Annotated in this window: 13 protein-coding genes and 1 pseudogene; 6 read left to right on the top strand and 8 right to left on the bottom strand. The window is 76.1% G+C overall.

Translation table 11 applies throughout. The features are described 5' to 3' along the window. From JZ5iCDA_RS11745 to JZ5iCDA_RS18915, 3 genes are all read left to right on the top strand, one after another. Positions 1-1,197: FtsX-like permease family protein (locus JZ5iCDA_RS11745; RefSeq protein ID WP_139123085.1), on the top strand; the 1,197-nt coding region annotated here is incomplete at its 5' end. A 112-nt stretch (positions 1,198-1,309) separates the two neighbouring features. After that, on the top strand, positions 1,310-1,582 hold the full coding sequence (locus tag JZ5iCDA_RS11750) for a DUF4235 domain-containing protein (protein ID WP_083259948.1): 273 nt from the start codon (positions 1,310-1,312) through the stop codon (positions 1,580-1,582). 66 nt (positions 1,583-1,648) lie between these two features. Further along, entirely contained in the window at positions 1,649-3,046 is a 1,398-nt protein-coding gene (locus JZ5iCDA_RS18915; protein ID WP_171905368.1) for a hypothetical protein, read from the top strand. On the opposite strand, the gene JZ5iCDA_RS11760 is transcribed toward JZ5iCDA_RS18915, so the two are convergent. Genes JZ5iCDA_RS11760 through JZ5iCDA_RS11775 form a run of 4 tightly spaced genes read right to left on the bottom strand, consistent with a single transcriptional unit; the run spans position 3,016 to position 5,638 of the window. Next, positions 3,016-3,609, bottom strand: coding sequence for a hypothetical protein (locus JZ5iCDA_RS11760; protein WP_139123086.1), 594 nt, complete (start codon positions 3,607-3,609; stop codon positions 3,016-3,018). The genes JZ5iCDA_RS18915 and JZ5iCDA_RS11760 overlap by 31 nt on opposite strands. Continuing rightward, the gene (locus tag JZ5iCDA_RS18920; protein ID WP_069387347.1) at positions 3,606-4,196 is read right to left on the bottom strand and encodes a hypothetical protein; all 591 of its coding nucleotides are present in this window, start codon (positions 4,194-4,196) and stop codon (positions 3,606-3,608) included. The genes JZ5iCDA_RS11760 and JZ5iCDA_RS18920 overlap by 4 nt, the downstream gene beginning before the upstream one ends. Continuing rightward, on the bottom strand, positions 4,193-4,909 hold the full coding sequence (locus JZ5iCDA_RS11770; protein ID WP_139123087.1) for a hypothetical protein: 717 nt from the start codon (positions 4,907-4,909) through the stop codon (positions 4,193-4,195). Before JZ5iCDA_RS11770 ends, JZ5iCDA_RS18920 begins: the two co-directional genes overlap by 4 nt. A 21-nt stretch (positions 4,910-4,930) precedes the next feature. Continuing rightward, positions 4,931-5,638 carry a DUF1361 domain-containing protein gene (locus JZ5iCDA_RS11775; RefSeq protein ID WP_069387355.1) on the bottom strand — a complete coding sequence of 236 codons (708 nt, stop codon included), beginning with the start codon at positions 5,636-5,638 and terminating at the stop codon, positions 4,931-4,933. Between the two features lie 116 nt (positions 5,639-5,754). On the opposite strand from JZ5iCDA_RS11775, the gene JZ5iCDA_RS11780 reads away from it, so the two are divergent. After that, a complete protein-coding gene (locus tag JZ5iCDA_RS11780; RefSeq protein ID WP_069387349.1) occupies positions 5,755-7,038 on the top strand; it encodes an MFS transporter in 1,284 nt (427 codons plus the stop codon). 34 nt (positions 7,039-7,072) lie between these two features. On the opposite strand, the gene JZ5iCDA_RS11785 is transcribed toward JZ5iCDA_RS11780, so the two are convergent. Continuing rightward, positions 7,073-7,588, bottom strand: a complete 516-nt coding sequence (locus JZ5iCDA_RS11785) for a DUF6328 family protein (RefSeq protein ID WP_069387350.1) — start codon at positions 7,586-7,588, stop codon at positions 7,073-7,075. Positions 7,589-7,704: 116 nt separating this feature from the next. Between JZ5iCDA_RS11785 and JZ5iCDA_RS11790 the strand changes: the two genes are divergently transcribed. Continuing rightward, positions 7,705-8,412, top strand: a complete 708-nt coding sequence (locus JZ5iCDA_RS11790; RefSeq protein ID WP_069387351.1) for a PAS and ANTAR domain-containing protein — start codon at positions 7,705-7,707, stop codon at positions 8,410-8,412. Between the two features lie 21 nt (positions 8,413-8,433). Here the strand turns inward: JZ5iCDA_RS11790 and JZ5iCDA_RS11795 are convergent, their stop codons facing one another. The 3 genes from JZ5iCDA_RS11795 to JZ5iCDA_RS11805 form a co-directional block, all read right to left on the bottom strand. Further along, positions 8,434-9,240: a GAF and ANTAR domain-containing protein gene (locus JZ5iCDA_RS11795; protein WP_083259950.1), complete on the bottom strand. Its 807-nt coding sequence runs from the start codon at positions 9,238-9,240 to the stop codon at positions 8,434-8,436. 286 nt (positions 9,241-9,526) lie between these two features. Further along, positions 9,527-10,390, bottom strand: coding sequence for a glucose 1-dehydrogenase (locus JZ5iCDA_RS11800; RefSeq protein ID WP_069387352.1), 864 nt, complete (start codon positions 10,388-10,390; stop codon positions 9,527-9,529). A 61-nt stretch (positions 10,391-10,451) separates the two neighbouring features. Continuing rightward, entirely contained in the window at positions 10,452-11,201 is a 750-nt protein-coding gene (locus JZ5iCDA_RS11805) for a PAS domain-containing protein (RefSeq protein WP_069387353.1), read from the bottom strand. Between the two features lie 103 nt (positions 11,202-11,304). Here JZ5iCDA_RS11805 and JZ5iCDA_RS11810 point away from each other — a divergent pair. Then, positions 11,305-11,645, top strand: a pseudogene (locus JZ5iCDA_RS11810) (gephyrin-like molybdotransferase Glp); the annotation flags it as partial.

The raw sequence follows: 11,645 nt of genomic DNA on the forward strand, positions 1-11,645 counted from the left end.
GCCGGCGTCCTGCTGCTCGCCCCGGTCGCCGTCTCCCCCGTGCTGGCGGTCCTCGCGGCTCCAGCGGCGTGGCTCCTGCGCCCGCTCGGCGGGCTGGCCCGCGGCAACGTCACGCGCCAGCCGCGCCGCACGGCCGCCACGGCGGGCGCGCTCGTGGTCGGCATGACCCTCGTCTCCGCGACGTCCGTCCTCGCCGTGTCCGCGAGCGAGTCCGTGCGCACGATCGTCGACCAGCAGACCGGTGCGGACCTCGTCGTCCGGTCCGCGACACCCGCGCTCCCGCTGGGCGCCGCGGACGCGGTCCGGGACGTCCCCGGCGTCGCGTCGGCCGACCTCGTGACGTACGGGGAGGTCCTCGTCGACGACGAGCCGCAGCTCGTCGTCGGGTTCCCCGCCGAGGGGTTCGGCCGCTCCGTCCGCACGACGGCGACGGAGGGCGACCTCGAGGCGTTCGCGCGCGGCGAGGCGGCCGTCATGGCCGACGCGGTCGACGAGCACGGCTGGTCGCTCGGCGACACCGTCACCGTCGCGGACCCGGCCCGGCCGGACGCGCCGCCGCGGGACGTGCGCATCGGTGCCGTGATCGACTCGGACGTCTTCAGCGTCGACATGCTCCTACCGGACGAGGTCGCCGAGGAGGTCGGCGTCACCACGCCGGAGATGCTGTTCCTCGACGTCGCACCGGACGCCGACCCGGCCGACGTCCGGGACCGCGCGACGGCGGCCGTCGCCCCCTTCGTCGTGGCGTCCGTGCTGGACGCGGAGGAGTTCGCCGGGGAGGTCGCGTCCCAGGTCGAGTCGATCCTCGCGATCGTCTACGCCCTGCTGGGCCTGTCGCTCCTCGTGGCCGTGCTCGGCATCGTCAACACGCTCGCGCTGTCGGTCGTGGAGCGCACCCGCGAGATCGGGCTGCTGCGCGCCGTCGGGCTCGGACGCGCCCAGCTCGCGGTGACGATCGCCGTGGAGTCCGTGCTCGTCGCGGTGTTCGGCACCGCCGTCGGGCTCGTCGTGGGGACGGGCGTCGCCGCGGCGTTCCCGTCGGTCCTCGCCGACCAGGGCTTCACGACCCTCGTCGTGCCGTGGGGGCAGCTCACCGCGATGCTCGGCCTCGCGGTCGTCGTGGGCGTCGTGGCGGCGGCCTGGCCCGCGGTCCGCGCCGCGCGCCTGCCCGTGCTCGACGCCGTGAGCCACGCGTGACCGCGCCCGCCGCGGCGTGAGCGTCCCGGGCGGCGCCGGGACCGGTCCTCGCACTACGGTGTGGGTGCGACGACCGACCGGCGCCGCCCCACCCGACCGACGGAGGACTCCCGTGGCCGACACGAACGACACCGAGCAGACCCTGGCCGTGAAGGTCGGCACCGTCGCCCTGACGTTCGCCGCCGGGTGGGCCGCCCAGAAGCTCGTCACGTTCGTTTGGGCCAAGGCCACGGGGCACGACGCCCCCAAGGACCTCGACGACGAGGAGGTCGGCCTCGTCTCCGCCGTGACCTTCGCCGCGGTCGCGGCGGGCGTCGGCGTGCTCGCGCGCCGGTTCGCCGGGCGCGGCGCGAAGAGCGTCGTCGCGCGCCTCGCCGCGCGCTGACGCACGCCGCGCCCGTCCACCGCGCCGCACCCGTCCGCCGGGGCGGGCCCCGGTAGCCTGTCGCGCGTGACGACCCCGGCCGTGCGCGCGGCGGACCCCGGCGATCCTGTGCTGCGCGCGGGCGTGCGGGTTGTCGCCGACGCCGGGCGGTTGCTCGCGCGGCACTGGCCCGCCCTCGTCGCGGTCGCCGTCCTGGCCGAGGTCGCGCACGAGCTCGCGCTGCGGGCGGCGCTGGCGGTCGCGCCGTCGTCGACGGTGCTGGGCCTGCTCGTCCTGTGCTTCTCGCCCCTCGCGTCGGTGGTGGGCATCGTCGTCATGCTCCACGTCGTGCGGCGCGCGGACGACGGTCGCGCCGACCTGCGGGGGCTGCTCGGTGCCGTGGCGTCGGTGCTCGTCCCGTACCTCGTGGTCTACGAGTTCTACGGCGGCCTGTCGTCCGACTGGCAGGCGTACGTCGACGCCGCGGCGCTCGACCACGCCCTCGCGGCGGGCGCCGGCATCGAGACGGCGTCGCCCGTGCCGGAGGGCCTCGGCCTCTCCGTGCTCGTCGTCGTGGGCGCGGCGCTCGCGCTGCGGACCGTGCTCGACCGGCTCGCGCAGCGCCGGGACCGGCTGCGGACGGCGGCGGGCGCCGACCCGCGGTCGAGCGCGCGGACCGCCGCCCTGCGCATCGTCGCGGGCTACTGCGAGGTCGTGTGGATCGTCGTCGGCGCGTTCACCGTCACGGCGGCCGTGGGGACGGTGCGCGGGTGGTGGTCGACCCGGGCGGTCGTCGTCGAGGTCACCACGTGGTGGGACGGCGTGGTCGACGGCCTCGGCGTCCTGCGCCCGCTCGTCGAGGCGCTCGGCCCGACGGCGTCGCTCGTCGTCGCGGGCGTCGTCACCGGTCTCGTGGTCCCGCTCGCGTGGCTCACTCTGGGCACGATCGTGTACGGGGTCGAGGCGATCGACGTCGTCGACCCGGCCCGGGCGGCCGAGGGCGCAGAGGCGGGCGCGGGGCGCACGACGCGCGTCGTCGCGCGCGTCAACCGCACGCTCGGCGAGCGGCGCGCGCAGGCAGCGTGGGGGTTCGTGCTCGACCCGGGCCGCCGGTTCGGCGGCCTCGTGGGCGCCGTCGGGATGCTGTGGCGCAGCCGCTGGGGCGCGGTGCTGCTGTTCTGCGTGGCCTTCACGCTCCTGACGCTCGGCGAGCAGCTGGTGATGACCGTGGCGCAGGCGGTGCTCGGGCAGCCGGGGATCGTCGTGTGGCGGGCGGTCGTCGGGCCGCTCGAGACCGTCGGGGCCGTGGTCGTCCAGGTGCTGACGACCGTGCTGCTCGCCGCCGCGGCCGACGCCCTGCTCGTCACGCTGGGCCTGCCCTCCGCGCTGCGCACCCGCCGGGCCGCGCGGACCGCGCCGCAGCCGCACGCCGTGACCGGCGCGGAGCCGGGGCCCTACGCGGCGTCGGCGTCGAGCGCCACGTAGTCCGGCAGGAGGGACGGCTCGACCACGCGCACCTCGGCAGGGACCGCGTCGTCGGGCGTGAGGAAGTACTGGGTAGCGGTCCCCGAGCCGGCGCACGGGAGCGGGTCGGGGAAGCCCGCGCCGGGGAGTCCGCCCGCCCCGGCCGCGTACTCGCGACCGTCGGTGTCGCGCAGGGCCGCGGTGCACGACCCCGTCGCCTCCTCGACGGCGTCCCCGCCGGGTGGGGCGTCGGACCGGAACGACAGCTCGGCCGCCCACAGCGTGTAGCCGTCCGGTGCCTCGACGCTGCCGCCCAGGCCGTCGTCCAGCCCGCCGACCTCCGCGACGCTCCCGAGCTGCACCTGGACGTGGCCGACCCGGGCCCACCCGTCGGCGTCGGCGGCGTGCGCGCGATGGGGCTGCGTCGTCCACCACGCCTGGACGGTGTCCGTGCGCCACGTGAGCCAGCCGAACGCCGCGAGCGCCGCCACGAGCACGACGAGCCACCAGCGGTTGGTCCGCCACCACCCCGCCGGTCGCGCGTCGCGGCCCACGGCGTCCGCCGGGGTCGGCCCGGCGCTCACGCGTCCCACCCGCCCGGCACGACCTCGGTCTCGAGGGGCTCGACGACCGCACCGGGCGCGGGTGCGTCGAGCCGCCCGAGGTCGACCTCGGCGACCGCCTGCGGGCGGTCGACGTCGGCGTCCTGCGACTCGGTGAGCACGCGCAGCACGAGGTCGCCGTCGAGCGCGCGCTCGGGCACCTCGAACACGACCGTGCCGCGCTGCGGCACGTCGGGCGCGACGAACCGGCCGACGAGGTCGCTGGTCGTGCGCGTCGAGCTCGCGTGGTCGCGCCCGTGCGCGTCGCGCAGCTCCATGACGGCGACGTTCGCGTCGGCGTCCGTGCCCGACAGCGCGAGGTCGACCGCGACCCACGCGCCGCCGGTGGTCAGCTCGTCGCCGGCCCAGCCCGCGACGAGCGTCGAGCCGGTGCGCACGTCGTCGACGCGGACCCGCACCGGGCCGGCCGTGACGACGTCGCCCGCCGCGCCGCGCGTCGTCGTCGCCGTGAGCGTGGGCCACCACGCGTCGACGCGCGCGGCGACCGCGCCCGCCGCGACCGCGACGACGAGGAGCACCGCCGTCGTCACGCCGTCGGCCCGCCTCATGAGGCCGGCTCCGCGAAGAGGTCGTCCGCGAGGTCCTCGTCCTCGGGCTCGACGAGCGTCTCCGGCAGGGCACCGGGAGCGACGGGCACCTGCACGACGGAGCCCGTCTCCGCCCAGCGGCGCCCGCCCCCGATCGTCATGTCGCGGTACTCGAACCGGGGGACGGTCACGGTCAGCGAGCCGCCGGAGGTCGCGCCCCCCGCACCCGTGACGGGCCACAGCAGCGCGACGTCCTCGGCGAGGCCCGGGTGCAGGACCGGGAACGGCGACGCGTCGCGGACGAGCAGCGTGCGCTCCGGACGATCCGGCGCGGTGTCGGCCGCGAGCTCGAGCCCGTCCGGGAGGTCGTCGGGCAGCGTGACGGCCGCGTCGTCGAGGCGGCGCGACTCGCGGTCGGTGCCGAGGGCCGAGACGACGACCACGAGCCACGCGTCCGCGCCGGCGTCGGCGAGCCCGTCGCGGTCGTGCTCGGCCATGACCGTCCACGACAGCGCCTCGAGGTCGAACGGCCCGGTCGCGACGACCGTGCCGGCCTCCGCCCGCTCCGGTCCCCCGCCGGCCGAGGCGTGCGGCGCGAACCCGCCGGCCGCCGTCGTGCCGACGGCCAGGGCCCCGACGACGAGCAGGACGCCCACGCCCGCGCGGCGGGGCCGCGTCGAGACCGCGGCGCGCACGCCGCGGACGGCCGCGGGGCCGGGACCGGACGACGTCACGCCGCGCATCCTACGCACCGGTCAGGCGCCGCCGCGGACGAACAGCGTCGTGAGCGGACCGACGACGATCGCGTACACGAGGCCGAGCAGCACCGAGTGCAGGACGCAGAACAGCACGGCCTGGGCCGGGACTCCCGGCGTGCGCAGGTGCCGCCCGAGCTTGCGCACGAACGACGCCGGGTGCAGCAGGTCCCAGCTGTTGAACCGCACGTACCGCCCGAGGTAGATCCCGACCGTGACGAGCACGAGCACGACGGCCACGGCGATCCACGAGCTGGGGCGCTCGAACGGCGCGTCGTCGTCGGGGTAGCGCAGGACGGCGTAGAACATCTGCGCCACGAGCACGTTGACGACGGTGTTCATCACGCCCGACAGGGCGAGCGTGAGGACGGCGACGATGTCGAACCACAGCGGCACCGGGTCGTCGGCCCGGCGATGGCTGAAGTTGAGCTCCGTGACGAGGTAGCCCGCGTTGGGCAGCAGGACGAGCCACACGAGCGTCCCGACCGCGGTCACGGTGGCGGTCACCGCCACCGGTGCCTGCGCTGCCAGGAGCGACGCGAGCGCGAGGACCACGGCGCCGAGCACGAACACGGGCACGATCGACAGCCCGAGGTTGAGCAGCATCGGGCGGTACACGGGCGTGCGGTAGAGCACGCCGCGCGCCACGACGAGCACGAGAGCGTAGACGTTGAGCAGCGCGACGCCGCCGACCAGCCACGTGAGCACGCGCCCACGGTACGGGCGTCCGCCGCGCGGCGCCCGGACCACGCCGCTAGCGTGGGGAGCGCTCGACGGACGACCTGGCCGTGCCCGGGGGCGGGCACCTCACCGGAGGAGCCGACATGGCGCAGCACGACGAGCCCGCGACGCCGACGACGCCGGCGCCGGCACCAGCAGCGGCATCGCGCCGTGCGGCCGCCGGCTCACCACCCCGGCAGGGGTCGCCGACGCTCATGCTCGCCCTCGCGACCCTCGGGTTCGCGGTGAACTTCTGGGCGTGGGCGCTCATCAGCCCGCTGGGTGCCGCGTACGGCCAGCAGTACGACCTCACCGACGTCCAGGTGTCGGTGCTCGTCGCGGTCCCCGTGATCGTCGGGTCGCTCGGCCGCATCCCCGTCGGGGCGCTCACCGACCGGTTCGGCGCACGCACCATGTTCCCGCTCGTCAGCGCGCTGACCGTCCTGCCCGTGCTGTTCGTGGGCCTCGTGGCGGACAGCTTCGTGGCGCTCCTCGTCGGGGGCTTCTTCCTCGGCCTCGGCGGCACGACGTTCGCGATCGGGGTGCCGTTCGTCAACGCGTGGTACCCGCCCGAGCGGCGCGGCACGGCGATCGGCATCTTCGGCGTCGGCATGGGCGGCACCGCGGTCTCGGCGTTCACGACGGTGGCCATCCGCGACGCGTGGGGCGACGCCGCGCCGTTCCTGCTCGTCGCGGCGGTCCTCGCCGTGTTCGCCGTCGTCGCCCGGCTCCTGCTCCGGGACGCCAAGGCCCCCGCTGCGGGCACGTCGAGCGGGTTCTGGTCCCGCACCTGGACGACGTTCCGCATGCCCGCGACGCTGCAGCTGTCGTGGCTGTACGCCGTGGGCTTCGGCGGCTTCGTCGCGTTCAGCGTCTACCTGCCGACGTTCCTCGTGAACGCCTACGACCTCACGGCGTCCGACGCCGCCGTCCGCACGGCGGGGTTCGTCGTGCTCGCCGTCGTCATGCGGCCCGTCGGCGGGACGCTGTCCGACCGCTTCGGCGGCGTGCCCGTCTCGGTCGCGTGCTTCGTCGCCGTGACCGCGCTCGCCGCCGTCGTCGCGCTCGAGCCGGGGCTCGTGCCGGTCGGGACGATCGCGTTCCTCGGCCTCGCCGCAGCGCTCGGCGCCTCGTCCGGCGCCACGTTCGCGCTCGTCGCGGAGGTCGCCCCACCCGACGAGGTCGGCGCCGTCACCGGCCTCGTGGGCGCCGCGGGCGGCCTCGGCGGGTTCATCCCGCCGCTGCTCATGGGCGCCGTCTACCAGCTCGAGGGCGACTACGGCATCGGCTTCGGCCTCCTGGCGCTCACCGGGCTCGGGACGCTGCTCTTCACGCTCGGCCCCGTGCGGCGCGGCGTGCGCGCCCGCGAGGCGGCGCCGACGTCGTAGGGGCGCGGCGGCACGGAGGACGCCGCCGTGCGCGTCAGGAGTTCAGCACGGCGACGCGCGGCAGCACGAACCAGAGCCCCACGAGCAGCACGAGGATCGACCCGCTCGCCCACAGCGCCGCCGTGCGGTTCACCACGACGTCGACCACCAGCAGCACCGTCCCCGTGAAGACGAGGGCGAGGACGAGGATCCCCGTGCGGGTCACGCGGTCGCTCAGCGTGACGAGCTCGTACTTGCGGTGCTTGCGGAAGAGCGCGCGGTGCAGGCTGACGGGCGTGACGAACAGCCCCGTCGTGAGCACGGACAGCCCGACGAGCGTGAGGTAGACGCCGACCTGGAACGCGTCGAGGTCGGCGAACCGCGCCTGGAACGGCAGGGTGAGCAGGAACCCCGTGAGGATCTGCACGCCCGTCTGCATGACGCGCAGCTCCTGGAGCAGCTCGACCCAGTTCCGGTCGGACCGCTCGACGGGGGTCTCGCGACGTCCGCCCTCGAGCACCTCGTCGGCGTCGCCGCCCGACGCGCGGGACACCTCGTACCCGTCAGCCATCTCTCCTCCGTCCGCGCGTGCCCCGTGCCGTCGCCCGTGGTCGGGCTGGGTTAGTGTTCCACTGCTGGGGTCAGGAATCGGCTCCGTCCTGCATCGACCCCTGGGGACACCCATCGATGGACGCCGCCCTGCCCTCCGACCCGCCCGGACCGGGTCTCCCTGTTCCCGCCGATCTCGAGGCGGTCCTCGCCGCCCTCGTCACCGGTGACGACCAGCCCGTGGGCCGGTTCCGCGTCGACCTCGCCGAGGGCCGGTGGTGGTGGTCGGACGAGGTGTACACGATGCACGGCTTCGCGCCGGGAGAGGTCGTGCCCACGACCCCGCTCGTCCTCGCGCACCGGCACCCGGAGGACCGCGACGGCGCCCGCCCTGCGCTCCTGCGCTCGGCCCGCACGGGCGACCCCTTCGGCTCCATGCACCGCATCGTGGACGCCTCGGGGGATGCTCGCACGCTCGTCGTCGCCGCCCAGGGCCGCCGCAGCCGGGCGACCGGGCAGGTCGTCGAGGTCTCCGGCTACCTCGTGGACGTGACCGAGCCGCACCGCTCGGCGGCGCAGCGCGAGGCGACGGCGGCGATCATGGCCGCGGACGCGTCCCGCTCGGTCATCGAGCAGGCGAGGGGCGTGCTCATGGTCGCCTACGGTGTCGGGCCGGACGAGGCCTTCGAGCTGCTCCGCAAGCGGTCGAACGACACCAACGTGCCGGTGCGCGACCTCGCTCGCAGCCTCCTCGAGGGGCTCCGGGCGCACGGCGGCGAGGCGCGGACCCGCGAGCTCGTCGAGCAGGTGCTCGGCGAGGCCGTCGTGCCCGCGGGCGACGCCTGACGCGCCCGCTCCCGGCCCGGGTCAGGCGGGCGCCCGCCCCGTCGGGTCCTCCACGCCCGGGATGCGCCGCGTGTCGACGATCTCGCGCGCGACGTCGACGAGCTTGACGTTCGAGTCCTGCGACACGCGGCTCATGACGGCGAACGCGCGGGCCTCGGAGAGCGTGTAGCGCTCCATGATGATCCCCTGCGCCTGGCCGATGAGCGTGCGGGTGCGCACGGCAGACTGGAGCTGCTCCTCCGTCCGCGCGGCCGCGATCGCCGCCGCGGCGACGGCCGCGAACGTCGTCGTGAGGTGGTGGGCCTCGTCGCCGAACGCCCCGGTCCGGGTCGAGTACAGGTTCAGGGCGCCGTGCGCGTCGTCCGACGTGTAGAGCTGGACGCCGAGCATCGACCGGACCCCGAGCTCGCGCGCGGCCGTCGGCGCCCACCGCGGCCACCGCGGGTCGCTCTCGACGTCCGCGGACTCGACGACCGTGGCCTCGCGGATCGCGTCGAGGCACGGGCCCTCTCCGAGGTCGTACTGCAGCGCGTCCCCGCGCGCGACGAGCGGGGAGGACACCGCGACGCTCCGGATCCGGCCGCGGGACACGAGAGAGATGCCGGCCGACTCGCAGCCCGGGACCATGACCATGGCCAGCTCGACGACCCGGTCGAGGGTCTGCTGGAGCGTGGGCTCCTCCGCGAGCGCCCGGGCCGCGTCCGCGACCGCGCCGGCGACGCCGCGGTCCTCGAGCTCCCGGATCGTCTCGACGAGCTGGCCGGCGGCGACGGCCGCGTCCGCGCGGGCTCGGCCCGCACCGACCGGGTCCGGCTCGATCCTCGTCATCTCGCGTCCTCTCGTCCCGGACAGCGTACGTCTCCGGCGACGGGACGACTCCCGGACGGGCGAGATCGATGGCGGAGGTCCCGCCCGGGCGTGACCCGGGCGGGACCGGGAGCGGTGGCCGTCTCGCCCGCACAAGGCGTGGCGGCTGGTGTCCCGACCGTGGGCGCCGTCGCTCTCGCGACGGACCCGCTCCCGGACGGGCGGCCGTCGCCCGTCCTCCACTCCTCCCGGTGCCCGGCGCGACGGTCGGCCGATCCGGCGCGCCTGCGGGAGGAGGTCTGGCTGCTCAGAACACGGGCTTGCCTCCCGTCACCCCGAGCACGGTCCCTGACACGTAGCCCGCGTCCGAGGGGGACGCGAGGAACACGAACGCGGGCGCCACCTCAGCGGGCTGCCCGGCGCGCCCGAGGGGCGTGTCCGTGCCGAACGTCTCGAGCTTCTCCGGCGGTTGCGTCGCGGGCTGCAGCGGGGTCCAGATCGGTCCCGGGGCGACGGCGTTGACGCGGATGCCCTGCGGGCCCAGCTCGGCCGCGAGGTTGACCGTGAGGTTGTTGATCGCGGCCTTCGTCGACGCGTAGTCGACGAGCGACGTCGACGGCTGGTACGCCTGGATCGACGACACGTTGATGATGCTCGCGCCCTCCCCCAGGTGCTCGAGGGCGGACTGCGTCACCCACAGCAGCGCGTAGAGGTTGGTCTTGAGGACGCGGTCGATCTCGTCCGTCGCGACGTCCGCGAACGACTCGCGCCGTGCGTACTGGAAGCCGGCGTTGTTGACGAGCACGTCGAGCCCGCCGAGCTCGGCCGCGGCCTGGCGCGGCAGCTCGCGCGCCGTCTGCTCGTCGGTGAGGTCCCCGGGCAGGAGCACGGCCCGGCGGCCGGCCTCGCGCACCCAGCGCGCCGTCTCCTCGGCGTCGTCCTGCTCCTCCGCGAGGTAGCCGATGGCGACGTCGGCACCCTCGCGCGCGAACGCGATCGCGACCGCCCGGCCGATGCCGGAGTCGCCGCCGGTGATCAGCGCGCGCCGGCCCTCGAGCCGTCCGCTGCCCCGGTAGGACTGCTCGCCGTGGTCGGGCGTCGGGTCCATCGCGGCGGTGGAGCCGGGCGGCTCCTGCTGCTGGGCGGGGAAGGCGGGCGTCTCGTCGGGCATCGGGTCCTCCTGTCGTCGTCCGTGAGGTTGGTGCGGTCGTGCGGTGGGTGCGGTCGACGGCTCAGCGGCGGGCGGGCTCGCGACGGCGGGCGAGCTGGGCCTCGTGGGCGTGGGGGCGCGCCACGGGCTTCACCGCGGCGAGGGCGCCGGCGACGGTGGCCTCCGCCGTCGGGCCGATGCCGCCGGCCTTGGCGAGCGCCGCCATGACCTGCGCGGCGGTCTCCTGCACCGGGACCCCGGCCGCGCCCGCGGCCTCGGCCAGCAGGTGGGACGCGGCGACGTCGTCGACGCCGTGCACGGCCATGAGCACGCCCTTCGCCTGCTCGACGGACGCCGCGGTGACGAACGCGCGCGTCACGGCGCGGTTCGCCTCGCGGTCGAGCGCCTCGCGCTGCGCCGGGGTGATGTCGACGACGTAGCCGGCGATCTCGACGACGCGACCGCGCGCGTCGCGGCGCCCCTGCCCGGTGATGACGACGCAGCGGGCCTTGCCGTGCCCGTCCACGATGCGGTGCGAGCACGAGAAGGGACGGCCCGCGCGCAGCGCCTCGGTCGCGGCGCGCACGACGCGCGCGCGGTCGTCGGGGTGCTTGCGCGAGCGCAGCGCGTCCAGACCGGGCTCGACGTCGCCCGGCGCCCAGCCGTGCATCTGGTACACCTCGTCGGACCACCACCACGACCCGGAACCGAGCTCGACGCGGTACTGCCCCACGAGGAGGTGCGTGCCCAGGGCGAGCACCTCCGCGAGGGAGGCGGGACGCACGGGTGCGGTGCGCTCGGGGGTGTCGGCAGTCACGGAGATCGAGGCCATGTCAGTCCTCCTGGGTCCAGGGGGGCGGGCCGCTTCATGACTCCTGCGACCAACGTAACCCAGGGGTCGGCGGACGGCATCCGGGCTTCGGTAGCGTGCGGGCATGGCCCCTCCAGCGCCCCGGCGCACCACCGCCCGGCACGTCGACGACGTGCTCGACCTGGTGCGTCCGCTGCCCGTCGAGCACCGCGGCCTCGACGACGCGCTGGGCCTCGTGCTCGCCGCCGACGTCCCGTCGCTGCTCGACTCCCCGGCGTTCGACGCGGCCGCGATGGACGGGTACGCCGTGCGGTCCGCCGACGTCGCGGGCGCGTCGCCGCAGGCCCCGGTGGTGCTGCGGGTCGTGGCGGACGTCCCGGCGGGCGCCGTCTCGCGGAACGGCGGCGCGGAGGACCGGGACGCCGGTACGGCACGCGCGGGCGACGCGCCGGCCCTGGGGCCCGG

This window comes from Cellulosimicrobium cellulans, assembly GCF_001722485.1.
Classification (GTDB): Bacteria; Actinomycetota; Actinomycetes; order Actinomycetales; family Cellulomonadaceae; genus Cellulosimicrobium; species Cellulosimicrobium cellulans_A.

Bases quoted from the DNA above. Each gene is read 5' to 3' on its own strand.
- JZ5iCDA_RS11800 (WP_069387352.1), bottom strand. From the start codon at position 10,390: ATGCCCGACGAGACGCCCGCCTTCCCCGCCCAGCAGCAGGAGCCGCCC.
- JZ5iCDA_RS11790 (WP_069387351.1), top strand. From the start codon at position 7,705: ATGGACGCCGCCCTGCCCTCCGACCCGCCCGGACCGGGTCTCCCTGTT.
- JZ5iCDA_RS11780 (WP_069387349.1), top strand. From the start codon at position 5,755: ATGGCGCAGCACGACGAGCCCGCGACGCCGACGACGCCGGCGCCGGCA.
- JZ5iCDA_RS18920 (WP_069387347.1), bottom strand. From the start codon at position 4,196: ATGAGGCGGGCCGACGGCGTGACGACGGCGGTGCTCCTCGTCGTCGCG.
- JZ5iCDA_RS11785 (WP_069387350.1), bottom strand. From the start codon at position 7,588: ATGGCTGACGGGTACGAGGTGTCCCGCGCGTCGGGCGGCGACGCCGAC.
- JZ5iCDA_RS11805 (WP_069387353.1), bottom strand. From the start codon at position 11,201: ATGGCCTCGATCTCCGTGACTGCCGACACCCCCGAGCGCACCGCACCC.
- JZ5iCDA_RS11795 (WP_083259950.1), bottom strand. From the start codon at position 9,240: ATGACGAGGATCGAGCCGGACCCGGTCGGTGCGGGCCGAGCCCGCGCG.